The organism is Rhodospirillales bacterium, assembly GCA_016710335.1.
Classification (GTDB): Bacteria; Pseudomonadota; Alphaproteobacteria; order Rhodospirillales; family Defluviicoccaceae; genus JADJXQ01.
Genome location: JADJXQ010000003.1, coordinates 1 through 22,911 on the forward strand (window position 1 = coordinate 1; position 22,911 = coordinate 22,911).

At 61.4% G+C, this 22,911-nt stretch carries 27 protein-coding genes and 3 pseudogenes; 29 read left to right on the plus strand and 1 reads right to left on the minus strand.

Annotated features, from left to right (window positions below):
• Positions 1–111: 111 nt before the first annotated feature.
• Complete coding sequence (locus IPM60_05695) at positions 112–327, minus strand: hypothetical protein (GenBank protein ID MBK8907395.1); 216 nt, start codon at positions 325–327, stop codon at positions 112–114.
• Positions 328–1,813: 1,486 nt separating this feature from the next.
• Here IPM60_05695 and IPM60_05700 point away from each other — a divergent pair.
• The 29 genes and pseudogenes from IPM60_05700 (at position 1,814) to IPM60_05840 (ending at position 22,911) form a co-directional block, all read left to right on the plus strand.
• Positions 1,814–1,978, plus strand: a complete 165-nt coding sequence (locus IPM60_05700) for a hypothetical protein (GenBank protein ID MBK8907396.1) — start codon at positions 1,814–1,816, stop codon at positions 1,976–1,978.
• Positions 1,979–1,990: 12 nt separating this feature from the next.
• Complete coding sequence (locus IPM60_05705) at positions 1,991–2,272, plus strand: hypothetical protein (GenBank protein ID MBK8907397.1); 282 nt, start codon at positions 1,991–1,993, stop codon at positions 2,270–2,272.
• 438 nt (positions 2,273–2,710) lie between these two features.
• Positions 2,711–3,172 carry a hypothetical protein gene (locus tag IPM60_05710; GenBank protein MBK8907398.1) on the plus strand — a complete coding sequence of 154 codons (462 nt, stop codon included), beginning with the start codon at positions 2,711–2,713 and terminating at the stop codon, positions 3,170–3,172.
• A gap of 44 nt (positions 3,173–3,216) precedes the next feature.
• A complete protein-coding gene (locus IPM60_05715) occupies positions 3,217–3,786 on the plus strand; it encodes a hypothetical protein (protein MBK8907399.1) in 570 nt (189 codons plus the stop codon).
• Positions 3,787–3,960: 174 nt separating this feature from the next.
• The gene (locus IPM60_05720) at positions 3,961–4,464 is read left to right on the plus strand and encodes a methyltransferase domain-containing protein (protein ID MBK8907400.1); all 504 of its coding nucleotides are present in this window, start codon (positions 3,961–3,963) and stop codon (positions 4,462–4,464) included.
• Entirely contained in the window at positions 4,461–5,111 is a 651-nt protein-coding gene (locus IPM60_05725) for a hypothetical protein (GenBank protein MBK8907401.1), read from the plus strand. Before IPM60_05720 ends, IPM60_05725 begins: the two co-directional genes overlap by 4 nt.
• Complete coding sequence (locus tag IPM60_05730) at positions 5,108–5,578, plus strand: glycosyltransferase family 4 protein (GenBank protein MBK8907402.1); 471 nt, start codon at positions 5,108–5,110, stop codon at positions 5,576–5,578. The genes IPM60_05725 and IPM60_05730 overlap by 4 nt, the downstream gene beginning before the upstream one ends.
• Positions 5,575–6,297, plus strand: coding sequence for a hypothetical protein (locus IPM60_05735; GenBank protein MBK8907403.1), 723 nt, complete (start codon positions 5,575–5,577; stop codon positions 6,295–6,297). Before IPM60_05730 ends, IPM60_05735 begins: the two co-directional genes overlap by 4 nt.
• 42 nt (positions 6,298–6,339) lie before the next feature.
• Complete coding sequence (locus IPM60_05740; GenBank protein ID MBK8907404.1) at positions 6,340–6,930, plus strand: FkbM family methyltransferase; 591 nt, start codon at positions 6,340–6,342, stop codon at positions 6,928–6,930.
• Positions 6,906–7,223 (plus strand): FkbM family methyltransferase, encoded by a 318-nt coding sequence (locus IPM60_05745; GenBank protein MBK8907405.1) that lies wholly within the window; start codon positions 6,906–6,908, stop codon positions 7,221–7,223. Before IPM60_05740 ends, IPM60_05745 begins: the two co-directional genes overlap by 25 nt.
• A gap of 581 nt (positions 7,224–7,804) precedes the next feature.
• Positions 7,805–8,599, plus strand: coding sequence for an oligosaccharide flippase family protein (locus tag IPM60_05750; protein ID MBK8907406.1), 795 nt, complete (start codon positions 7,805–7,807; stop codon positions 8,597–8,599).
• Between the two features lie 3 nt (positions 8,600–8,602).
• Positions 8,603–9,580: a hypothetical protein gene (locus tag IPM60_05755; GenBank protein MBK8907407.1), complete on the plus strand. Its 978-nt coding sequence runs from the start codon at positions 8,603–8,605 to the stop codon at positions 9,578–9,580.
• A 16-nt stretch (positions 9,581–9,596) separates the two neighbouring features.
• The gene (locus tag IPM60_05760) at positions 9,597–10,280 is read left to right on the plus strand and encodes a methyltransferase domain-containing protein (protein ID MBK8907408.1); all 684 of its coding nucleotides are present in this window, start codon (positions 9,597–9,599) and stop codon (positions 10,278–10,280) included.
• A gap of 105 nt (positions 10,281–10,385) precedes the next feature.
• The gene (locus IPM60_05765) at positions 10,386–11,108 is read left to right on the plus strand and encodes an FkbM family methyltransferase (protein ID MBK8907409.1); all 723 of its coding nucleotides are present in this window, start codon (positions 10,386–10,388) and stop codon (positions 11,106–11,108) included.
• 22 nt (positions 11,109–11,130) lie between these two features.
• On the plus strand, positions 11,131–11,400 hold the full coding sequence (locus IPM60_05770) for a glycosyltransferase (GenBank protein MBK8907410.1): 270 nt from the start codon (positions 11,131–11,133) through the stop codon (positions 11,398–11,400).
• Positions 11,366–12,001, plus strand: a complete 636-nt coding sequence (locus IPM60_05775; protein ID MBK8907411.1) for a hypothetical protein — start codon at positions 11,366–11,368, stop codon at positions 11,999–12,001. The genes IPM60_05770 and IPM60_05775 overlap by 35 nt, the downstream gene beginning before the upstream one ends.
• Entirely contained in the window at positions 11,998–13,044 is a 1,047-nt protein-coding gene (locus IPM60_05780; protein MBK8907412.1) for a glycosyltransferase family 4 protein, read from the plus strand. Before IPM60_05775 ends, IPM60_05780 begins: the two co-directional genes overlap by 4 nt.
• Before the next feature lie 330 nt (positions 13,045–13,374).
• Positions 13,375–14,115 carry a glycosyltransferase gene (locus IPM60_05785; protein MBK8907413.1) on the plus strand — a complete coding sequence of 247 codons (741 nt, stop codon included), beginning with the start codon at positions 13,375–13,377 and terminating at the stop codon, positions 14,113–14,115.
• A complete protein-coding gene (locus tag IPM60_05790) occupies positions 14,084–14,356 on the plus strand; it encodes a glycosyltransferase (protein MBK8907414.1) in 273 nt (90 codons plus the stop codon). Before IPM60_05785 ends, IPM60_05790 begins: the two co-directional genes overlap by 32 nt.
• Positions 14,356–15,216 carry a glycosyltransferase family 2 protein gene (locus tag IPM60_05795; protein MBK8907415.1) on the plus strand — a complete coding sequence of 287 codons (861 nt, stop codon included), beginning with the start codon at positions 14,356–14,358 and terminating at the stop codon, positions 15,214–15,216. The genes IPM60_05790 and IPM60_05795 overlap by 1 nt, the downstream gene beginning before the upstream one ends.
• A 2-nt stretch (positions 15,217–15,218) precedes the next feature.
• A pseudogene (locus IPM60_05800) lies at positions 15,219–15,840 on the plus strand (class I SAM-dependent methyltransferase).
• Positions 15,841–15,871: 31 nt separating this feature from the next.
• The gene (locus IPM60_05805) at positions 15,872–17,677 is read left to right on the plus strand and encodes a carbamoyltransferase (protein ID MBK8907416.1); all 1,806 of its coding nucleotides are present in this window, start codon (positions 15,872–15,874) and stop codon (positions 17,675–17,677) included.
• Positions 17,670–18,815 carry a hypothetical protein gene (locus IPM60_05810; GenBank protein ID MBK8907417.1) on the plus strand — a complete coding sequence of 382 codons (1,146 nt, stop codon included), beginning with the start codon at positions 17,670–17,672 and terminating at the stop codon, positions 18,813–18,815. The genes IPM60_05805 and IPM60_05810 overlap by 8 nt, the downstream gene beginning before the upstream one ends.
• Positions 18,812–20,283: pseudogene (locus IPM60_05815) on the plus strand (MBOAT family protein). The gene IPM60_05810 and the pseudogene IPM60_05815 overlap by 4 nt, the downstream one beginning before the upstream one ends.
• A complete protein-coding gene (locus IPM60_05820; protein MBK8907418.1) occupies positions 20,241–20,465 on the plus strand; it encodes a hypothetical protein in 225 nt (74 codons plus the stop codon). The pseudogene IPM60_05815 and the gene IPM60_05820 overlap by 43 nt, the downstream one beginning before the upstream one ends.
• Before the next feature lie 108 nt (positions 20,466–20,573).
• On the plus strand, positions 20,574–20,825 hold the full coding sequence (locus IPM60_05825) for a type II toxin-antitoxin system PrlF family antitoxin (GenBank protein ID MBK8907419.1): 252 nt from the start codon (positions 20,574–20,576) through the stop codon (positions 20,823–20,825).
• A complete protein-coding gene (locus IPM60_05830; GenBank protein MBK8907420.1) occupies positions 20,822–21,244 on the plus strand; it encodes a type II toxin-antitoxin system VapC family toxin in 423 nt (140 codons plus the stop codon). Before IPM60_05825 ends, IPM60_05830 begins: the two co-directional genes overlap by 4 nt.
• 82 nt (positions 21,245–21,326) lie before the next feature.
• Positions 21,327–21,619, plus strand: a pseudogene (locus IPM60_05835) (HigA family addiction module antidote protein).
• Between the two features lie 41 nt (positions 21,620–21,660).
• Positions 21,661–22,911: a glycosyltransferase family 4 protein gene (locus tag IPM60_05840; GenBank protein MBK8907421.1), complete on the plus strand. Its 1,251-nt coding sequence runs from the start codon at positions 21,661–21,663 to the stop codon at positions 22,909–22,911.

Sequence of the window (22,911 nt, forward strand, 5' to 3'; positions counted from 1 at the left end):
CAGCGGCGCCAGCACGGCGACGGCGAACGCGCGCCAAGGCGCCCACCACCGCAGGTCGGAGGCGTGCGCACCACAGCACGGAACGCCGCCGCGATGCATGCGACGCCTGGATCACGTACACGACCGCCACCGCCTCGTAGTGGCGAGCGCATCCAACGTCCAGCAGCTTGTGGTGCACGTGGTTGCGGTCGCCGCTGAACGGCGAGCGCCCTCCGCCAGGCGCACCGTCATCACCATCAGCGTGTCCACCACCGGTACGCCGAGGAGCAGCAACGGCAGTTCCGGATTGAGCGCCGGATCGGCGCCCGATGACCCAGCACGCCTCACACCGCCACCGTGAAGCCGACCAACGGGCGCCGGCAACGCCCGCGAAGACGTTGGCCGGGTGGGTGTTGAAGCGCAAAAAGCCGAAGATCCCGCCGATCACCGCGAGCCGCGATCAGGGCGTAGCCAGGAAGCCGTCCCCTTGTGCGGCAAGAACCCCGACGGCGAGCAGGCTCAACGCCGCACAGCCGCCGGCCAGGTCTTCCAGCGCCGTCGAACAGGTTAAAGGCGTTGGTGACTGCTCGCGAGGAGGAAGAGGGCCGTGACCGGATAGGTCGCCCACGGCGGCGCCGGGTCCATCCTGAAGAACGGCAGGACCCACCTCGAAGACGATCCCGCGGCACAGCGCCACCGCGACGGCGATGCCCTTACGGCCGAAGAACTGCCCACGCGTTCATGCCGCGGAAGTGCGTCGATGACGCTGAAGGCGACGACGACGGGGGCGTTTCGCGATATAGCGCCGGCCAGGGCATCGTCCACTTGGGAGCCTACATGAACATCGGCACCAGCGCCGCGCGGATGATGGCGAGCCTGCCGCGCAGCGCGGCACGGCGCTGGCATTGTGGACCTTGCGTTCGCCCGGCGCGTCCACCAGTTGCAGCCGCCACGTGAGCCGCATCAACAGCGGCAGCGCCACGAAGCTCGCGAAAGCGCAATGTTGGAAACTGAATATCAACACTTCGCGCCGCGGAATAATAGACCGAAGTGGGAATCCGCTCGCCGGGAAGAGAAACCCGTCCCTGTGTCCGTTTGAGGGTACGGACCCGTTTGATCTACCATACAGGCCCATGTGATCTAGTGCACAGACCCATTTGAACGATTCCGACGAATGGAGTTGTGCCTTAGAATCAATATGTTACGTGCGGTGGTGAATTCTTTGCATGCACCGCCCGCACTAGCGGGCGCCGCCGGGCAGCGTTCAGCCCCCTTGCCGGCGCGCGGCCCCGCCGCCGGCCCAGTGTCCCGCTGAGTTTCGGTCAGTTGCGATCCTTTCGCAACAGTGGCCCCGGCGGCGCACGCCAACACCATGACGTCGGCATTGTGCAAGCAGGGGGTTGCGGCCGGCGCGGGCGGGGCAGCAGGCATCGCCGCGACCGTGGTGCGCGCCGAGAAGGCTGTTGCTTTATCTTTGCCGGTGCGGTACAAACCGGCCCGCTGATGAGAAGGCTTTTTCGTCGTTCCGTCGGGAACAGCGTCGAGCGAGCCGCAACTACCTGCCGATCCAGGCTCAGAAGCAGCCGGCGGCCAAGACAAAAAAGAACAAGGATGGGCTAGAGGACGGGGGCGATCATGAGTGTCTATCTTTCTGTCTGCGCCGTCGCGGTGCTGGCGTGCGTCTATCCGCTTATGCCTGCAAATGCGGAGCATCCAGTTCCGCCAATGCACAACTAATTGGTGAGCGCGGCGAGCGGGCGGCGCCGGTTGCGGCTCAGGCGGCCGTGGCGCCGGCCGCGGCCAACCGCGTGCGCCGGGTCCTCGGCGGCCCTTTGTGGCGGCGCCGGCTGCGCCGGGAAGCCTCCGCCTCGCGTGCGGTGACGACGCGCTCCGGCTCGCGAGCGGCAACGACACGTTGACGGTCGGCACGCTGATCGCGGATCCGGCGAGCGCCGCCGCCGCGGTCGCTTCGACCCGGCGTCGACGCCGCTGCCCTTGAGCTGCCGGCGGAATGGCTGCTGGGCGCGGTCCTCTCGGCCTTGTCACCATCTCCCGCCGCAGCGTCGATCAGGCGCCACGGCCGGCGGACGCGGCCGTCCCCGTCGCTGCAGCCCTGCCGCGGCTGCTCCGCTTCGCCCGAAGCTGGCACTCCGCCCTAGCCGCCGCGGTTGCGCCGGGCGCCCGACCCGCGACCGCAACAAGCCGCGGCGCGGGTCCCGTGGCCCAGCCCGACGCCGAGAGCGACCTGCTGCCGGCCTGCCCCGCGCTCGCCGCCACCGCCATTCCGTCATGAGCGCCGACCGACCCGTCATGAATGGACTCCCCTGAGCGCCGAGGCCCCGCCGCGGCGCGAGAGACACGTACGACGACCCGCCGGCCATCCCGGCGGCAATGTAAAGTGCGAGCGCCCGCACTCCGGTGAACCCGCTTTCACCCGGAGTGCGGTAGCGTGGGGCAGGCACGGCAGCCGAACCGACGCCACGACCGGACTGTGCTTCCTCAGCCTTCCTCGATTGAGGTTTGCCAACCGTGGCGGAAGGTGCAGGCGAACGCACTTCGGTATCGTGAGTGGTGTCACGGTTCACCCTGCTGCGATTGAACTCGGTGAGGGCGAACTTGACTACAACACCGGCGGCAGGCCGACCACGTTGTGACGAAGGTCGCAAACCACCCCCTACTGAAACCGCCCGCTTTTGGCGACTCTGCACGGTCCTTCACTATGGCGTGCGTCTTGGGCGAGTTGCGATATGTCGAGATTGTCGTGCTTGGCCTGCTCCTCTTGAATCTGCATAAGGCTGTTCGGTGTCTTGGCCGCTGGGAACAGCGCTTCGTCATTCTGTTCTTGCTCGCGGCTTCCGCGCAGATCGTCTCGGACCTCATCAACGACGCATCCATCGACGGCACGTTGAAGCGTGCCGGAACCTACGTAATACTTGCGCTGCTGGTCATTGCGATAAAGTGGCTGTCTCGTGGAGACCCCGCGCGTCTCCGTCTGATACTGGCGGGCTACTGCATTTCCTACGTTTTCATCTTGTTGGTCGGACAGAGCGCTAGCAAGAACTATGGACTCCAACCCTGGCGACTCGGACTCGGCACATCGGCGACCATTTTTTTGTGCCTGTTGTCTACAATTCTCCACGCCTTCAACGGTTTGGCGGGCCCGCCCTTATCGGAATGGCCCTCGTGCATATAATTCTGGGCGCTCGCGGGATTCTACCGGACGAGCTACAGCTTAAAATGGAGCAGCAGTTCTCGAATCCCTACGGTCTGCTCGCGGCGGCGCGCCCCGACACGATCGCAGCGCTCTATGCCATATCGAAACGCCCGCTGCTTGGTTTCGGTTCGACCAACGTAGACTCGAACGTTTACGACTTCTGGGTCGATGTTTCCACTGCGAGCTATCTCGGGCAGGATAATTATTATTCGCTGATGCAAAACCACCAGGCACGCCAGTGGGAGCTCGGTACGCCGAGCCATAGCCACCTGTTCGGTGCCTGGGCCGACGCCGGCATCCTCGCAGCTCTTTGCTGGTTCGCGGTGCTTGGACTCTCCATCTATGTGCTTGCACGCAGCATGCTGTGGCGTAACCCTTACGCGCCTCTGTTCGTCTACATCACACTCGACACGATCTGGAACGTACTTTTTTCGCCTGGTCCGCACCGCATGGATGTGGCCCTTCACCTGATGGTGCTGGTTTATGCAGCTGAGGCCCTGAGATCGTTCGACGTGCGGGCGATTGCCGCCACCGCGATGTCGCCGACGCGAGGCTTCACATCCGCAGGCAACTTCGTGCGCCCGCTGCGCTGACGCCGGCGGAAAATTGGTATCTCTGTGGGGCTCTATGTTCAGTACGGCTGCGGGCTTAGCTGCCCTGAGGGCTGGTCCAATTATGACATCTCGCCCCGCCTGCGTGCCGAGAGGGCGCCAGCCATAGGTGGCATCATCCACGCTGCCGGTATAGCGCTTTTCCCGAAGGGTGTCATGTATGGGAGCATCGTTCAGGGCTTGCCGCTGAAGAACGCCTCGGCCGATGGCGTCTATTGCAGCCATGTCCTGGAGCACCTCGATCGTCAGAGCGTCGCGGTTGCGCTTCGCAACACCCACGCGATGCTAAGACCGGGCGGCGTGTTCCGTCTCGTCGTCCCCGATCTGATCTGGCGCGCCCGCCAGCTCGTCGAGGAATCCGAGGTTGGCCGACGCGATGCCGCCGACCGCTTCATGCGTATTTCCTATCTCGGCGAGGAGACCCCGATCAGGTCGTTGGTTCAGCGGCTACGGGCGGCCTACGGCAATAGCGCACACCGCTGGATGTACGATTATGGCCTTATGACCTTCCTGCTCGAGGAGTCGGGCTTTACAGCCATTCGCCGCTGCAAATTTGGGGATGCCGAAGATCCGATGTTCAACCGCGTCGAGGAAGTAGACCGGTTCTACGACAGCAGTAACGAGGAACTTGCTATCGAGTCGCAACGGCCGAGTTCATGAGGCTCGCCATTACCTCGGTGGCAGGCCATCCGCTGGACGTTGGGACGTGGTCGGCGGCGCCGGCCAACCTGTCGGCGGCGCTGAAGAGGCGGACCGTCGACATCGTCGCAGTGGACAGCTCGCTCCTGACGCGGATCGACAAGGCGGTGATGGCCGCGGGCAATAGCATGCGCGGCTACCCCTGGAACGCCGTAAGTTGGTTTGCTCCGGCGCGGCAGCGGCGGGGGGCGTACGTAGCCGAGCGTGCACGCCGCGCCGGCGCGGATCACGTTCTCTGCACCGGTTCGCTCGACGTGCCGCTCGGTACCGATGTGCCGTACTCGATCTGGATGGACAACACCTGGAACCTGCTCCGCAATAGCCGCGTCGCACCGAGATTCTCCACCACCGCCATGGACGAGGTCGACCGACTCGAGCGGTCCGCGCTTGCCGGCGCAGCCACTGTGCTCACTTTCTCCGCCCACGTGCGTGACGACGTCGTGGCCCACTATGAGGTGCCGAGCGAACGCGTCTTCGCTGTCGGCTGTGGCTCAGGTGAACTTGCTCCCTTCGAAGGCGAAAAGGACTACGCGAACGGCCACTTGCTGCTTGTCGCAAAGCACCTCTTCGCCGAGAAGGGAGGCGAAATCGTCCTTGCTGCGCTTTGAGATCATCCGGCGAGAGCGGCCGCAACACGACTGGTGTTGGTAGGCAGCCGGCAAGTGGTGGTGAGCTCAAGAATACAGCCGGCGTAGAGGCTTACGGGTTCGTAAAGCGCGAGACGCTCAGCCGTTTGTTTTATGGCGCGGCGATGCTTGTTCAACCGATGCTAGCTGATCCCTGGGGACAGGTTTATCTCGAAGCCATGAAGGCGCGCGCGATTGTCATTGGCAACAACGTCGCGGCATTGCCCGAGTTGACCGAGAACGGTCGGCTCGGCGTGCTCGTCGACGAGCCCAGCGCCACAGAGGTTGCTGCGGCAGTGCTGGCCACCTACGCTCGCCCGCAACACGAACTCGAACAAATTGCCCTGGAGGCACAGGAGCGAACACTGCGGCTATACAACTGGGATGCCGTTGCTGACCGCTTGCTCGCGGCATTAAGGGGCGGTGGCAACTTGAAACAAGTGTCATGATTGTCATCTGCAACGGGATGCTGCGCTCCGGCTCGACGCTCCAATACAATATTGCGGCTATGGTGCTCGAGACGAAGTACAATCTGGAACGTGTCGGATTCTTGGGCCACTTGATTAGGCCCAAGGAACGGGCCCGCCTCGAGTGGCTCAGGCAGTCCAATCGCTGGGCCATTGTAAAGACCCATGACCCGCCACTTCCGCAGGACTTTTACACCGACCGGGTCCACGTGTTGTTCAGCTATCGCGACGTGCGCGATATCGCCGCTTCGATCAAGAAGAAGTGGGCTTATCCCTTCGAGCAAATTCTTTCCGATCTTGATGCAACGATCGCGATAGAAAATTCCTTCGTCGACATTCCCGGCGTGCTCGTGCAGCCGTACGATCTGCTCTTTGCCGATATTGCCTCCGCGGCGCGCCAGATAGCCCACCAACTGGGTGTGGCGCTTGCGGATGAGCGGGTATTCACGATTGCTGATTTCCTTACAGCGGGTTCGCGCCAGGACGATATCAGCGGGAGCGGATATATCCTAAGGCGGCTCGCGTCGCGGATAATTAATCGCACAAACTACGACCCGGAGACATTGCTGCATAGCGACCACATCTCGGCATCCTGCGGGAACGATGGCGACTGGGCCAACCAGTTCTCAGCCAGCGAGATCGATGTTCTCAATGATCGGTATGCTGGTTGGCTCGCATCTCACGGCTATCCGATGCCATGACCAAGACTTCGATCGTTCAGTAGGTCTTATCGGGAACCGTCCTTGGATACTGCGCTTCTTAAAAGGCTCAAAGCGTGCTCGCGGATGACCATGCAAAGCAAGGCGCAGCTGCTTTGTCGGAGGCCCTGGAGCGCCGTCAAGCCATATGCGCTCGCGCGGGTGGGGCGCATCTGCTGCACCGAGGCGCAAACATTTTTTGGTCGCCGTATGCTCGTTGTCCTTCCTGAAATGGTTTCGGTAAGCATTTGGCGATACGGCGTATTCGAGCAAGACGTTGCGTTCTACATGATGCTGACGCTCAACCCCGGCGACACCTTCATCGACATCGGCGGCCACTTCGGCTTCTTCTCCATGCTCGGCCGCGAGCTGGTCGGGCCAGACGGAACCGTTGTCATCTTCGAACCGATGCTGGATACGCGCGCCATTCTTCAGGAGAACATGGAGCGGTTCGCGGCATCAGCTCGGCATCACCTGATCGCTGCGGCGGCAGGCTCGGCCCCAGGCAAGCTCACATTCAAGGATTTCGGCCTCGCAGGATCGGCCTTTGCTACGTCCGGCGCAGAGCGCAATGCGAATCTCGTCTTTCGGGGCGAGGTCGAGATCGACGTATGCACCGTCGCGATCCGGTTGTGAAGGAGCTCGGACTGACAAGCTGCAAGCTTGTGAAGATCGATGCCGAGAGTGCCGAGATGGATGTCGTGCAGGGCGCCCTCTCGACCATCGGGCGGCTTAAGCCCAGGATCGCTATAGAAACCGGCGACAGCAGCCAGAGCGGTAGCACGACCCGGCAAGTCCTCGACGTTCTCCTCGCGCAAGGTTATCTCCCGTACGAATTTCGGGACTGGGAGCTGCATCCCCATTCACCAAAAAAGAAGTACGGTTATCAAAATTTGCTGCTCGTCCACCCGGAGTGTGACGCGAACTAATGTTGGGTGTCGCTAGTCCAAAGCCATGAAGCAGCGTGAGGCCTTGGCCGCGGCAGAAGTCGAGCGACTCAGACGTGTTCGTTCCACTCTTTCGAAGCGCATCTCCCTCGGGGCTGGCCGCGCGGAGCAGCTCCAGCCCAGATCGGAGTTATGCTCGGCCTGCGCGCCTATCAGCTGGGACTGGGCTTCTTCATCTCCGTCGCTGTAGCCCGTTATCTCGGCCCCCATGAATTCGGTCGGCTGAGCTTCGCCATTCTCATCGTCACCATGGCGACACCGTTGGCGACATTCTCGGTTGAAAAGCTTGTCATGGGCGATTTGACATCTAACCGACCGGATAAGCCCGATATAGTCGGAGGCGCAACAGCTCTCCTATTTGGGCTCTCGCTCGTAACGTTCACTGCGGTCGTCGTTGCATCCTCCATGCTCGAAGGTGATCGCAGAGATTTCTGGTTGCGCGCGATCCTTGCCTGCTCTCTGCTCCTACAGGGCAAGACCATCTTGGAGGCTTTCATCCAGAGCCTTCGCTATGCAGAGTGGCTTGTCATCCTTAAAAGCATATCCCTCTCGGTGGCGGCGGTATGTCGAGTTTGGCTGATCGCGGGAGGTGCGGAGACGTTCTATTTCGCTGCAGTCAATGTCGGCGAGATGGCGATGTACTCGGCCCTTCTGTTTGTCAAAGCACGGAGCGACGGGTTCCGGCTTTCCCTGGGAGCGGACGCGCTGCGGCAGGCATCCGCTACTTTAAAGTATCGCCGTGGTATCTCTCCTCAACCCTTTGCATCATGGTATTCCTACGGGCCGATCAGTATGCCGTCGCGTCGCTGCGCGGCGAATTCGAACTTGGCCTATATGCGGCCGCGATCACAATCTCGCAGATCTCCTATGTCCTTGCCGATATCATCATGCTGACTTCGGCCCCAAAACTGACGCGCGCCTTCCACATCGATCCGGCAAATTTTAGGGCGACACTCCTAAAATCAATGGGCGCGATGGGCTTGCTGGCCGTACCGATCGCCCCTGGCTTCTCCGCACTCTCCGAACTAATCCTGCCCGCGGCCTACGGGCCTGCTTATTCCAGCGCCGCCGCGGTGCTAGGCGTACATGCCTTTGTAGCGATCCCTGTATATGTCGGCTACGTGCAACAATACTGGTACACCGTCAATGGCAAGATGCGCCTCCATGCGTTCAACATGTTTCTCGGCGCGACGCTCGTCGTGGGACTGTCCTACGGGCTCGTTTCCATGTTCGGCGCAGTCGGAGGCGCATGGGCGGTCCTCATCGCGCAATGCGCTGTCGCATTCGTATTGAACATGCTGCCTTTACTTCGCATCCCGGAGAGTGAATACGTTGGGGCGAGCGCCAAGAGGCGCTGACAGTTGGCGATCCCCGTCCTTCTCATGGCATTCAACCGGGCCGAGCCGACGCGGCAGGTCTGCGAAGCTATTCGCGTTGCTCAGCCAACAAAAGTGTATGTGGCCTGCGACGGCCCGCGTGCGCAAAAGCCGAGCGACGCAGAGTCTTGCAGCGCTGTCAGGCGCCTCGTCAGCGACTTTGACTTCGGCTGCAAGAAAGAGCTCAACTTCCAGGGTCAGAATCTCGGCTGCCGCGGCGGGGTTGCCGCGGCCATCAAGTGGTTCTTCGGGCGCGAGGAGGAGGGAGCGGTCCTAGAGGATGACATCGTTCCCGATCCGGCCTTTCTTCCCTTCTGCGAGGCTCTGCTCGATCGCTACAGGAGGGACACGCGAATATGGTCTATCGCCGGCATCAACCCGGTCGAGAGCGCAACGAGCAGGATCGAGGGCGACTATTTCTACTCTCGCTATTTCGAGGTTTGGGGGTGGGCGAGTTGGCGCTCGCGTTGGTCGAATTACGATTCGAAAATGGCAAACTGGCCGCGCGAGCGGGCGCGCTTCCGTGTCGGGTCTGGCTTGACAAGCCGGCTGCAAACCCCCCATTTCCGCCATTTGCTGGATGCCACCTATTCGGGTTTGGTCGACACTTGGGACTATCAACGGATCTATGAGCAAATCGCGGGCGGCGGGCTGTCGGTGGTTCCGAAACACTGGCTCGTAAAGAACATTGGCTTCTCAAAGGATGCAACACACACGACGCGTCCACCCCAGTGGCTTTCTGAACCCCGCGGTTGGACACCGCATGCTGTCCCGCGCGGTCCGGAAGAGGCAATATCCATTGAGGAATGGGACTACCTAATCGGTCGGGTGCGCTACGGCGCGGTTTTCTCGAGATATGTGAAGAACAGCGTCAGGAGATACGTGTTGCGTCTCCGCGGCCGTGCTAATATCCCGGGGACTAACCCTGATGTCGAATTTGGCATGACAAACGATCCTGAGTAAAGCCTAGATAAAAGAGATGTTCCTGGTGAAGTTGAATTTTTCGAACACAAAACTTGATTTACGTCGATCGATTTTCGGCTACTCGAAAGTGCAGCGTATTGTCTCCGCTTTGATCCGCAATAGGATAGTGTTCGCAAATAGGAAGAAGAAAGGCTGCTATCTGGACCTTGGATGCGGCCAGAATGTTAGCCCCGATTTCTGTAACCTCGACTACGGCTGGCATCCCGGCACCGACATCTGCTGGGACGTGACACGGGGGCTTCCCTTCCCAGAGGGGTATGTATCCGGCATCTTCTCGGAGCACATGCTGGAACATATCCCGTTTGCCGATGCTCTGAAACTCCTAGCGGAGTGTCGACGCATCTTGCGCAAAGGCGGCACGCTTCGACTTGTGGTCCCTGACGGGGAACTTTACCTCTCACAGTATTGTAAACACCAAGGAGGAAACAGGGCTTGCATGCCCAACGCTGACAGCGACAAGACTTACTTTGCGATCGTAACTCCAATTGTTAGCGTTAACCGCATTTTCAGGTTCTACGGTCATCAATTTATTTGGGATTATGAAACGCTGCGGCTGGCATTGTATCGTGCAGGATTCGAGAATGTCGAGAAGCGTACGTTTGGAGAGGGCGCCGATGTACAACTGCTTCGCGACACTCCAAGTCGTAGCGTTGAGTCTTTGTATGTCGAGGCAAGTTGAGGACAAAGAGTGAGGCGCTGAATGCACCGGCGGTGTCTAGGCGTAAAAGCCTGAATTGGGGGGCGCATGTCGAACCTGAGAAAGTTGGTGCGCAGGACGGGGCTGATGCCGCTGATCAAGCCCATCGCCCAGAGGTTAGTCAACCTTTTCGGTTTTACGTTGCTGCAGAGTAGGCAGGTGCCGAACGCGCTCTGGAACGGCTTGAGCACCTATCCGATGCGCACCATCCTTGATATCGGCGCCTGTCGCGGCGGATTCGCGCGCGAAATACTTCATGAGAACTTCCCAGCGGCCACCATCCACAGCTTTGAGCCCTCTCCTGTCGCGTTCGAGACCCTGAGAGTCGTCGGCGCCAATTCAGGGGGGGCGATCGTCGCACACAACTTCGGTCTCGGCGAGCAGGCTGGCACTATGACGCTTTGCTCGACGGTCGAATCGCTGCCGTCATCCTCTTTGCTGCCGTCGACAGCGGAGAACACGACGGCATTTCCGCAGATCCGGCGCACAGAGGACCTAAGTGTCGAGCTCAAGGTGCTCGACGACATCGCTTCTACTCTGAAGCCGTCCATCGCGGACGACCTGCTCGTGAAGATTGATGTGCAAGGGTTCGAGGACCGTGTCATTCGCGGCGGGAAGAAGACGATCGCGCAGGCAAGGGCCGCTATCATTGAGGTGCAAGTCGCTGGGCTTTACGTCGGTCAACCCTCTTTTCGCGATCTGTTTCTGCTGATGGACGAAGTCGGCTTCGCCTTCATCGGCGTGCTCGATCAGTACTGCGACTCAGATGGCCGTGTGCTCTATTTCGACGCTGTTTTCCTGAAACGGTGAACCGGACAGTTACTTTGCTCCCATGACTGCTCCGTTCCTGTCCATAGTGACTATCTCGTTCAATCAGGCGCAATACGCACGCCAGGCGGTCGAATCCGTGCTGTCGCAGCAGGGCGACGACGTCGAGTACATTGTCGTGGATCCGGGTTCAACCGACGGTAGCCGCGAGATCCTTGCCGGGTATGGCCACGCTATCGACCATTTCGTCTTCGAGCCCGACAACGGCCCTGCCGACGGCCTCAACAAAGGCTTTGGGCGTGCAACGGGCCGATGGATACCTCCTAAACTCTGACGATTTTCTTCTCCCTGGTGCCATCGGGCGCCTGCGCACGGCATGGCAGGAAAACCCGGACGCGGATGTGTTACTTTTTCGAGGTTGGATGGTCGATGGTGATGGCCGGCCACTGAGGGAGATGGTGCCGACCCCGCTCAGCGTAAACGCGCTGGTGCATGGCCGCGCCGTGATCGTCCAGCAGGGCTTTTCATTCCGCATGTCTACGTTTCGCGACATCGGCGGGTTTAATCCGTGCAACTGCTCCTGTTGGGATTACGAGATTCTCTGCCAACTGGCGCAGCGGAGAGTTGGTTTCCGGCTTTGCCGCGACCGGATCGGGGTTTTTCGGTTACACAGCGGTAGCCTGACCGGTGGCGTTGCGGGATCCGCCCACGAGGCGAGGTATCGAGAGGATCTGGAACGCGTCCATAGGAATGTTCTGGGCAGAGATCCGGTTTGGCTTATGCGATTATATCGGGCGCTCGGTCCTGCCATCAAATACCTGAAGCAACCAACTCAAGCACTGGCGTTGGCGGAAAGCCGCTTGTTGTCGAGACGGCTCGCGCGTCGTTGGCAGGCTGATAATCGAGACTCGAAAACCGAACGGCTCTTCGGATGACGTCGATCGCGGTGGCGTGGATGGGGATGCCCGACTACGCGGCGCGGTGCATTAAGGCTTTTGTCGACGACTTTGGCGGGGATGTGGAAGTCGTCGCAACGCGGCCAGATGTACCAATTGCAGGAATGGAACGTTCGCTTGGGCAGACAGTGCATTGGATAAGGAGCGACTGCCGCGGCCTTTGTTGGCAGGATCTCGGTATCAACCGGCCCGACATCCTGCTCCAGGGAGGCTACTCTGTACCCTCGTTCCGCTCACTAGCGGCGGATGCTCGCAGCATCGGCGGCAGGGTGGTGTTGGCATCAGACATCAACTGGCAGGGTACCCTGCAGCAACGCTTTGTCGATCGGTTACGACACAAGTTGCTGTTTCGCCGGAAGTTCGACGCGGTAATGACGCCAGGTGCCGCTGGAATTCGGTACATTCGTGCCATGGGATACTCTGCAGACCGGACTGTGCCCGGCTTGTATGGCGCAGATCCGAGCCTGTTTAACGGTGGCGCGCCGTTGATCGAACGATCGCAGACTTTTCTGTTCGTCGGCCAATACATCGCGCGCAAGAACGTTCTCGATCTTGCCGAGGCGTTCTTGAGCGTCGTCGAGGATCATCCTGACTGGAGCCTGGTACTGTGTGGCAGCGGCTCGCTACATTCTGCGATCCCGGTCCATCCTACGATCCGCGTTCTTGATTTTCTTCAGCCACCACAACTTGCCGAGTTGATGCGCCATTCGCGTTGCGTGGTGCTGCCGTCACTCGAGGAGCACTGGGGCGTCGTGGTACACGAGGCGGTGCTTTCGGGTTGTGCTTTAGCTCTCGCCAATGTGGTCGGTGCGGCCCCCGATTTCGCGCGCCCGGAAAACTCAGTGCTGTTTAGACCCGGCGACAAAATGGCGATCGCGTGCGCGCTGCGCCAGATCATCTATTGGGACGATGCGCATTGGGCCAAAGCCGAGGCGACGTCGCGGGCTCTTGGAGTGCAATTCGGGCCGCATCGATTTTCAAGTGAATTACGTCAGCTTATCGACCGGCTCCTAAAAGCTTAAGCATCGTGCGGAAACCTCGCATCCGATACCCTCGCATGTTCTTCGACTTGGCACGCACTCTAGAAATCTCATGTATTGTGAGTCTACCCTGTTCCAGCGCCATGTATACTATGTTGTAATGCGCCTGCTTTACGTGTCCCCTAGCTATTACCCCGCCGTGCGATATGGGGGTCCTATTGTCTGCGTTCACGCTTTAGCGCAGGCTGTGGTGGAACTGGGGCACGAGGTGCACGTCTATACGACGAACATCGACGGCGACTCGAATTTGGACGTGCCTTTAGGTCAACATGTAAAATCGGCGGGGTACACGTTTGGTATTTTCCTGTTGGTGTGTTCCGACGTGTCTGCCGATCCCGTGCAATGCATCGTGCTCTACGACTGAACGTGCCAAAGTTCGATGTTCTGCACCTACATTCAATCTTTCTTTGGCCGACCACCGCAGCGGCAGTGTCGGCGAGAATGCATCGGAAACCATACGTTCTCACCACGCATGGGATGCTTGTTCCGGATCTCATCTGGCGAAAGAACTGGATGGCGAAAATGGCATGGATCAGTCTCTTTGAGAGGCGGAATATCGAGAATGCAGAGGCCATCCACTTTACGTCACAACATGAGGAAAAGGAATTCCGGGCGTTACGGCTGAAGCATCGGCGAGCTGTTGTGATACCAAACATCGTTGATCCACCGCATGCGGATGATCTGATAAAGAGTGGTGGTAATTGGCTTCCCAATAGCCGCTTCATTCTATTCCTTGGCCGAGTGAGTCAAGAAAAAGGGCTGGACAGGCTGATTCCCGCAATGGCCGCAGTCCGCGATGCCGATCTCGTGATCGTGGGAAACGATGAGGAAGAATACCAGCGCTCACTCAAAGGGCTGGCTTTCCGTGAAGGGGTCGCCGATCGGGTTCATTTTCTTGGCCCCGTACATGGGCCCGAAAAGTGGAGCTGGCTTAGGGCGGCGGCAATGCTTGTGCTGCCCTCGTATTCTGAGAATTTCGGTATGGTCGTGCTGGAGGCGATGGCCGTCGGTTGTCCGGTCGTTGGTCACGCCGGAGGTTGGGCTACATGCTGACACTGTGCGGGCTTCAGGGAGCGGCGTTGTTGTCGATGGCGCGCCACAGAAGCTCGCCGAAGCCATCAACCACTTGTTGCGTGACGACGCTGCTCGGGCGGCAATGGGTGAGGCAGGCCGCCGAACCGCGCGCGAGGAGTTCAGTTGGAGCGCAATCGCGGAGCGGATGGAGCGCGTATATATGGATTGCCTGCAATCAAAGCAGCTAAGCGATCACCCATCCGCCGGCAAGACGCTGTAGTGACCGAGCCCCTCCTCTCCGTCATCGTCCTGACTAAGGACGAGGAGGCCAACCTGCCGGCCTTGCTGGCGTCGCTGGAAGGACTGCCGTGCCGCGTGTTCGTCGTCGATTCCGGCAGCACCGATCGAACGATCGAGATCGCGCGCTGCGCCGGCTGCGAGATTGTCGAGCATCCGTTCGAAAACTATGCCGCTCAACGCAACTGGGCATTCGACAACCTCCCGGTCACGACGGCCTGGACGCTCTGCCTTGACGCTGACGAGCGACTGACCCCGGACCTGAGAGTGGAGATCGCCGGCGTGTTGGCATCCGACACACCCGGCTTCGATGGCTACATGCTCAGGAAGCAGACCTGGTTCATGGGCCGTTGGCTGCGACACGGTGGACAGTACCCGTCCTGGCATTTGCGCCTTGCCCGCATCGGCAAGGTCCGCTGCGAGGATCGACTGTACGATCAGCACTACGTCGTCGATGGCAATGTCCGCAGGCTCGAGAACGACTACATCGACATTCTGACCGATAATCTCACGAGTTGGACCGACCGCCATAACCGTTGGGCCACGCTCGAAGCGAGAGAACTCCTTTCTGATCAGGATCGCGTCCAGATCCAGCCCCGCTGGTTTGGAACGCCCATCGAGCGCAAACGCTTTTTGCGCATGAAAGTTTACAGAGCCTTCCCGCTGTTCGTCCGACCCCTCTTCCTTTTCTTGTTCGACTACGTCATCCGCCTCGGTTTTCTCGACGGTCGTCCAGGTCTCGTTTTTCATGTCCTGCAACGCTTTTGGTTCCGCTTCCTCGTCGACGCCAAGCTTTGGGAGATGCGGTTGAACGGTAGCAGAGGAAGGGGGACGAGCCAGTGACGATGGATCCGCACGCGGTGTCCGAATACCGGTACGCCGACGCCCAGCCGACCTGCGCCCACGCCTACCTCTGGGATGCACTGCGCTCCATCGTCGAAGAGCACGCCTTTCGCGACCGCCGCGCGTTCGATCTCGGTTGCGGCAGCGGCGCGACGGCGAACATGCTCTCGGAAATGGGCTTTGAAGTCACCGGCGTCGATACGTCGAGGTCCGGGATCGACAATGCCAGAAACGCCTACCCGGATCTGCGGTTCGCCCTCGGGAGCGCCTATGACGATCTGGCGGCGACATACGGGACGTTTCCGCTCGTGGTCAGCCTCGAAGTGGTCGAACACCGCGCGACCCGCGGCGCTTTGCCCGCAGCTTTTATGCTCTCCTGGAGCCGGGGGTAGGGGGTCATCTCCGCCCTACCATGGTTACCTCAAGAACCTTGCCCTCGCGGTAACCGGAACGTGGGACCGGCATCTGACGGCCCTGTGGGACGGCGGACACATCAAGTTCTTCTCGATGGCCACCTTGCGCGCGGTCCTGGAAGAAGCCGGCTTCTCCGACATCCGCTTCCAGCGCGTCGGCCGCATCCCGCCCCTCGCCAAGTCGATGATCGCCGTCGTCCGCAAGTCCTGACACCACTCGCATAGGTTCATCCGTGCCCCACATGCCCATCCTCGGCCTGAACGCCTACCACGGTGACGCCTCGGCGTGCCTCGTCGCCGATGGGCGCATCGTCGCCGCGGCGGAGGAGGAGCGGTTCCGGCGGGTGAAGCACTGGGCCGGGTTCCCGTCCGAGGCGATCCGCTACTGCCTCGCCGAGGCCGGCATCGGGCTCGGCGGTATTGAGCACGTCGCCGTCAATGCCGACCCCCGCGCCAGCTTCCTGAAGCGGGCCCGCTATGCGCTGACCCAGCGCCCGGACCCGCGCCTCATCGTGGACCGCATCCGCAACCAGGCGAAGCGGCAGTCGGTCGAGAACGAATTGCGGCAGGCGTTTCCGGACGCCGCCTTCCATGGCAAGGTGCACCGGGTCGAGCACCATCTGGCGCACCTGGCCTCCTGCTTCCTCGTCTCGCCGTTCGAGGAGGCCGTCACCGCCTCGGTCGACGGCTTCGGCGATTTCTCCAGCGCCGCGTGTGGCGTCGGCCGCGGCTCAAAGATCCGCATCGACGGCCGCGTCTCGTTCCCGCACTCGCTCGGCGTCTTCTACCAGGCGATCACCCAATACCTCGGCTTTCCGCACTACGGCGACGAATACAAGGTCATGGGCCTCGCTCCCTACGGCGCGCCGCGCTACCTCGCAGAGATGCGCAAGGTCGTGCGCCTCGACGGCGACGGCGGCTTCCGCCTCGACACCGCCTACTTCCGCCACCACCGGGAGAAGATCGCATACGAATGGTCGGGCGGTTCGCCCACCGTCGGCACCCTGTTCAGCGACGCCCTCCCTGGCCTGTTGGGGCCGGCGCGGAAGCCGGGCGAGCCCCTCGAGGACCGCCACCGGGACATCGCGCGCTCCGCCCAGGCCATGTACGAGGAGGCGTTCTTCCATCTGCTCGACACCCTCCACGCGCGCTACCAGGTGGGCGCGCTCACCCTCGCCGGCGGCTGCGCCATGAACTCCGTCGCCAATGGCAAGGTGCGGCGCATGACGCCGTTCAAGCGGGTCTACATCCAGTCGGCGGCCGGCGACGCCGGCGGCGCCATCGGCGCGGCGATCCACGTCTCGCACGCGCTCAACGGCAACGGCGCTCGACCGGCCGCAGCGTCGCATCCGGATCCGCGTTTGATGGCGGCCTCGTCGACGCCGCTTCGTCCTGGACCACGCCTCGGTCCGGCGTGCAGCAACGGGGAGGTTGCCTCGCTGCTGGAAAGCCGCGCGGGCGAACTGCGCGCCCAAGGCTGCGACGTTGCCCACATCAGCAACGAATCCGAGCTTTGCCGGCAGACGGCGGAGGCCGTCGCCGCGGGCCTGGTCATCGGCTGGTTCCAGGGGCGGATGGAGTGGGGGCCGCGGGCGCTCGGCAACCGCTCCATCGTCTGCGATCCGCGCCGCGCCGACATGAAGGACATCCTCAACTCCAAGATCAAGCGGCGCGAGTCCTTCCGCCCCTTCGCGCCGTCGATCCTCCGCGAACACGTCGCCGAGTGGTTCGAGGAGGAGGCGGACGTCCCCTTCATGATGCAGGTGTTCCAGATCCGCGAGGAGCGGCGGGCGCAGATCCCGGCCGTCACCCACGTCGACGGCTCCGGCCGCCTGCAGACCGTCCACCGCGCCACCAATCCCCGCTACTATGCCTTGATCGAGGCGTTCCGCGACCTCACCGGCGTGCCGATGGTCCTCAACACCTCCTTCAACGAGAACGAGCCCGTCGTCTGCCGTCCCGAGGAGGCACTCGACTGCTTCCTCCGCACCCGCATGGACGTGCTGGTTGTTGAGGATTACTTCATCGAACGGTGTGCCGGTGACTGACAATACGACATTGTTGATGCCTCGCGGGGGCTTAACCTTCCTCGCCCATCTACTTCCGTATTCAGTTGCCACGTTGGCAGCGCTTATCGCCCTATACGCAATATTCGGCGGCCAAGGCCAAGATTTCGAAAACTTTGCTCTCGGTGAAGAAAACAAAGCTGCATATGGCGAATACGAAGGCGAGCCCATTCATTGTCACGATGTGACGGACGCTGAGCGATGTCTGGCACCGGCGCGGGAACGCGACTTGGCGCGTTCAATCCTCTGGCTCGGCAACTCTCAGCTTCACGCCATCAATCAAATGAAGCCGGGCGAGCGGCCCGCATCGGCGCTGCTTGCTGAAAGGTGGCGCCCGCGCGGAGTCGAGGTCCTGGCATTCAGCCAACCAAATGCGTCGCTCCGTGAGCACTATATCCTGTTCGAGTATCTTTTCGCTCAGCGGCGGTTTACGATTTTGGTTCTGCCCTTGGTATTCGATGATACACGCGAGAATACAATCCGCTCCGAAATCGCGGCAGCCATCGAGACGCCAAGCGTTCGTGAGCGACTTGAGGAGGAGCCGATCGGAAAGGTAGTTCTTGAGCAGCTTTCGTCGGATGCGACTGAAGATGAGTCTGGCTCTCCTACTACACTCCAAGACAGAACAGAAGCATGGATCACCGACCGCCTCGAAGACTGTTGTCGTTGGAAAACCTTAAGTTTACAGGGGCGCGGCCAAATAGCGCTCGATCTCTTTTACTTTAGAAACCTCGCGTTCGGCATAACGGCTAGCAGCAAACGCCGTGTTATACCCGCGCAACTGGCTTTGAACCTCGAAGCTCTCGATGCACTGCTGCGAAGGGCGGAAGAAGCGGGGACGAAGGTGATCGCATACGTCGTACCCCTGCGTTCCGACGTACCACCGCCGTACGTCGAAGCCGAGTACGCCAGCTTCAAGGGGACAGTCGGCGAAATGGTGCGTGCGCATAGCGGTATCTTTGTGAATCTTGAGGGACTCGTACCCGGTGAGTTCTGGGGCACGAAGGACTCAACCGATCTGACGGGCGGCCAGGAACTGGACTTTATGCATTTTCAGTTCGCCGGTCATGTACTATTACGGGATGCAGTCAGCGGTTCTTTAAAAGACCAATTACAATGATCTTCAATTCATTTGTATATGTTGTTTTTCTCATCGTTGTTGTCGCGTCGTATTGGCTTCTTGCACGGAAGGCGCGACTTATACTCATCTTTCTGTCGAGCATAGTGTTTTATGGGTTTTGGCGATTTGATTTTGTGCCGCTACTTCTGATTTCGGTTGTGACAGACTATGTGGCTGCTTTGGCGATATACAGAAGTCACACCGCCCTTCATCGCAAAGTTTGGCTAGGAGTGAGCCTTTGTATCAATCTCGGGCTTCTTGGATTCTTCAAATACTACTATTTTTTTGCGGATTCGCTCAGCGGTCTTGGGGCGCTCGCGGGTGTTAATATATCGCCGCCGGCTCTCGACATTTTATTGCCCATAGGCATAAGCTTTTATACGTTTCAGTCGATCAGCTACACCATCGATGTTTACGCGGGTTCATTAAACCCTGCCGGGAGTTCGTTCTCTTCGCAAATTACGTGATGTTTTTCCGCAACTCATCGCGGGCCCGATCCTGAGAGCGCGAGAAAATTATATGGCAGTTGGATGTTCGGCCGAAGTTCGAATCTGCCAACATCTTGATTGGCATCGAGAGAATATTGGGCGGACTCTTCCTGAAAGTGGTGCTTGCTGATAACATCGCTGGCTTCGTTAATGACGGATTTGCGGTCCCGGCAGGGGAGCTTTCGGCGATCGATGTGATGACACTCGCGTTTTTGTTCGGGTTTCAGATCTATTTCGATTTCGCGGCGTATTCGCACATTGCATTGGGCTCGGCTCGGCTCATGGGGATCACGTTTCCCGAAAACTTTCGCTATCCGTATCTCGCCAGCTCGCCGCGGGAATACTGGAGACGGTGGCATATCACGCTGTCGAGCTGGATCCGCGACTACTTGTACCTTCCGTTAGCCGGTGCGCAAGTTGAAGACAGATCCACCGGCGGGCTCGCCGCCGCGACCCTCCCTGATCAGAGAGCGACGACGTCTGGATCGAGAGCCTGGGTCGCGTTGTTCCTGACCTGGGCGATCATGGGTCTGTGGCATGGCGCGGCGTGGGCTTTTGTGCTGTGGGGACTGTGGCATGCCGGCCTGATCGCGATATACCGCGTGTCCGGTCCGCTCCGAAGCCTGTTCCCGGGTCGGATAGGGGAGGTTGCAGGCTGGCTGTGGACGCTACCGTTGGCGATGCTGGCCTGGATCCCTTTCCGTACCCAGTCCATTGATGAAACTCTGATCATGTGGGGTCATCTTCTGGAGCCGAGCCGCTGGCTCTATCTTGGCCTGCGGGAAAACTACTACTTGATCGCGGCGATCGTCATGATCCTTGTAATCACCGCGCCCTATGTCGTAAGGACTCTATCAGCCCTTAAAGAGTCAAACGGCTTTGCGGCGAATGCGGCGCACACGGCTGTTCTTACTGTCGTTATCGCACTGGATCTTCTATACCTTCGGCCGGTAAACCAGTTCATATACTTTCAGTTCTAGTCGTGTACAATGGTTGTAACGGGAATCCGGCTGGATTCCCCATCGTCCTCAACACCTCCTTCAACGAGAACGAGCCCGTCGTCTGCCGCCCCGAGGAAGCCCTCGACTGCTTCCTCCGCACCCGCATGGACGTGCTGGTGATCGGCGACTGGCTGGTGCGGCGGCGTCAGCAACCCGGCTGAGCCCCGCGCGCCGCCGCTTGATTCGGCGCGTCTCTTGAACCTGACCGTCTCCTTGCCGTAAAGTAGGGAAGTACGGCATGAAGTAAGGTACCAGAAGGAGCGTCTGCGATGGCGACCGCCACGATCACGACGAAAGGGCAGACCACGATCCCCAAGTCCGTGCGGGAGTGTCTGCACCTTTCGCCCGGCGACCGGGTGGAGTTCATTGTCCAGGATGACGGCACCGCGCTGATGGTCCCGGCGACGCTGACGCTGACGGACCTGAAGGCGGCCATCCCGGCGCCACCCCGCAAACTCGGTCTCCGCGACTTTGAGGACGCCATCCACAGGCATGCGGCGGAACGGACCCACCGGCGGTGAAGGGGCTCGACACCAACGTCGTTCTGCGCTTGCTGCTGCGCGACGACTTGGAGCAGGCGGTCGCCGCCGACGCCTTCGCTGAGGCCGAATGCTCGGCAGAGACGCCGTGCCTGATCAACCGGATCGTGCTGGTTGAGATCGCCTGGGTGCTGCAGAGTGGGTACGGAGTCGCCCGCCCGCAGGTGGCCGCGATCATTGAGGGCATCCTCCGCACCGAGGTGTTCGCAGTTGAGAACGCACCCGAGGTCTGGGCGGCACTCCGGGACTACCGCCACGGCCGGGCGGACTTTGCCGACTGCCTGATCGGGCGCACCAACCGCGCGCGCGGCTGCGGGATCACGGCAACGTTCGATAGGGCGGCGGCGTCCCTCGACGGCTTTGTCCTTGTCGCCACTGCTGGACAGGACCCGAGGAGCTGAGGGGGCGTGCGCCGAACTCCGACCCGCAAGGCACCAGAAGGAGCGAACGCCATATGATCAAAGTCGCGCGCAGGTTAACAACATGATCCCGATTGCTCATCCCGGCCGTCTGCTCAAGCGCGAGCTGGACGTCCTTGGGCTCAGCGCGTCTCGGCTGGCGCTGGATCTTGCCGTTCCCGCCGGACGGATCACCGACATTCTCGATGGCCGGCGCTCATCACCGCTGATACGGCGGTTCGCCTTGGCCGATACTTCGGCAACGGTGCGCAGTTCTGGCTCGATCTGCAGGGCCAGCATGACATCGCCAAGATAGAACGCGATCTCGGGGCGGACATCGCCCGCCGGGTGCATCCGGCCGAGGACACCGCCGCCTGAGCGCCCCCCCACCGCGGCCCTCGACCGCTTCCTCCGCACCCGTGCCGGTCATCTTCCTCAACCGCTATTTCCACCCCGATCATTCGGCGACGAGCCAGATGTTGTCCGAACTGGCGTTCGGGCTCGCCGCGGCGGGCCTTGATGTCCGCGTCATCGCCAGCCGCCAGCGCTACGACGATCCCGGCGCAGGCCTGCCGGCGCGGGAGACCATCCGGGGCGTCCAGGTGCACCGGGTCGCCACCACCCGCTTCGGGCGCTCCTGGCTGCCGGGGCGGGCGCTCGACTACCTCACGTTCTACCTCGCCGCCGCCTGGCGACTCTGGAGGCTCGCACGCCGGGGCGACGTGGTCGTTGCCAAGACCGACCCGCCGCTGCTCTCGGTCGTCGCGGCGCCGGTGGCGCGTCTCCGCGGCGCCCGCCTGGTCAACTGGCTGCAGGACGTGTTCCCAGAAGTGGCCGAAGCCCTGCACGTCGGCGGCCGCGCCGGCCGCCTGCCGTTCGCCCTCCTCCGCCGGCTCCGCGACCGTTCACTCCGGGCCGCGGCCGTCAACGTGGTCCTCGGCACGCGCATGGCCGAGACCCTGCAGCGCCGGGGGATCCCCGCCGACCGCATCCGCATCGTCCCGAACTGGGCCGACGGCGCCGCCGTCCGCCCGGTCGCGCCCGCCGGCAATGCGCTTCGCGCCGCATGGGGCCTCGACGGCTGCTTCGTCGCCGGGTACTCCGGCAACCTCGGCCGCGCCCACGAGGTTGACACCCTCGTCGACGCCATGGTCCGGCTGCAGCCCACATCCCCGTCCGCCCGCGGCGGGGACGCCGCCGACGACCCTGCAATCCGGTTCCTCTTCATCGGCGGCGGTGCCAGGACGCCGCAAGTGCAAGCGGCGGTGGAACGGCACGGGCTCCGCAATGTCCGCTTCGAGCCGTACCAGCCGCAGCAACGCCTCGCCGAAAGCCTGTCGGCGGCGGACGTGCACATCGTCTCGCTGATCCCCGACCTCGAAGGCCTCATCGTCCCCAGCAAGATCTACGGCATCGCCGCCGCCGGCCGCCCGGCCGTGTTCGTCGGCGACCCGGACGGGGAAATCGCGCGCATGCTCGCCGGGCACGGCATCGGCGTGACGGTGCCGCCGGGGGACGGCGAACGGCTGGCGCAGGTGCTGACGGACCTTGCCGCCGATCCAGAGCGCTGCCGCGCGATGGGCGGGCGGGCGCGCGCGGTGTTCGAGGACCGCTACGACAAGCCCCGGGCGGTCGCGGCATGGCGGGAGTTGCTGGCCGGCCTTGCCTGA

Coding starts and splice junctions, on each gene's coding strand:
- IPM60_05805 (MBK8907416.1), top strand. CDS start 15,872: ATGCCCATCCTCGGCCTGAACGCCTACCACGGTGACGCCTCGGCGTGC.
- IPM60_05725 (MBK8907401.1), top strand. CDS start 4,461: ATGAGGCTCGCCATTACCTCGGTGGCAGGCCATCCGCTGGACGTTGGG.
- IPM60_05780 (MBK8907412.1), top strand. CDS start 11,998: ATGACGTCGATCGCGGTGGCGTGGATGGGGATGCCCGACTACGCGGCG.
- IPM60_05720 (MBK8907400.1), top strand. CDS start 3,961: ATGTATGGGAGCATCGTTCAGGGCTTGCCGCTGAAGAACGCCTCGGCC.
- IPM60_05765 (MBK8907409.1), top strand. CDS start 10,386: ATGCCGCTGATCAAGCCCATCGCCCAGAGGTTAGTCAACCTTTTCGGT.
- IPM60_05760 (MBK8907408.1), top strand. CDS start 9,597: ATGTTCCTGGTGAAGTTGAATTTTTCGAACACAAAACTTGATTTACGT.
- IPM60_05735 (MBK8907403.1), top strand. CDS start 5,575: ATGATTGTCATCTGCAACGGGATGCTGCGCTCCGGCTCGACGCTCCAA.
- IPM60_05715 (MBK8907399.1), top strand. CDS start 3,217: ATGGAGCAGCAGTTCTCGAATCCCTACGGTCTGCTCGCGGCGGCGCGC.
- IPM60_05745 (MBK8907405.1), top strand. CDS start 6,906: ATGCACCGTCGCGATCCGGTTGTGAAGGAGCTCGGACTGACAAGCTGC.
- IPM60_05825 (MBK8907419.1), top strand. CDS start 20,574: ATGGCGACCGCCACGATCACGACGAAAGGGCAGACCACGATCCCCAAG.
- IPM60_05750 (MBK8907406.1), top strand. CDS start 7,805: ATGTCGAGTTTGGCTGATCGCGGGAGGTGCGGAGACGTTCTATTTCGC.
- IPM60_05705 (MBK8907397.1), top strand. CDS start 1,991: ATGGCTGCTGGGCGCGGTCCTCTCGGCCTTGTCACCATCTCCCGCCGC.
- IPM60_05770 (MBK8907410.1), top strand. CDS start 11,131: ATGACTGCTCCGTTCCTGTCCATAGTGACTATCTCGTTCAATCAGGCG.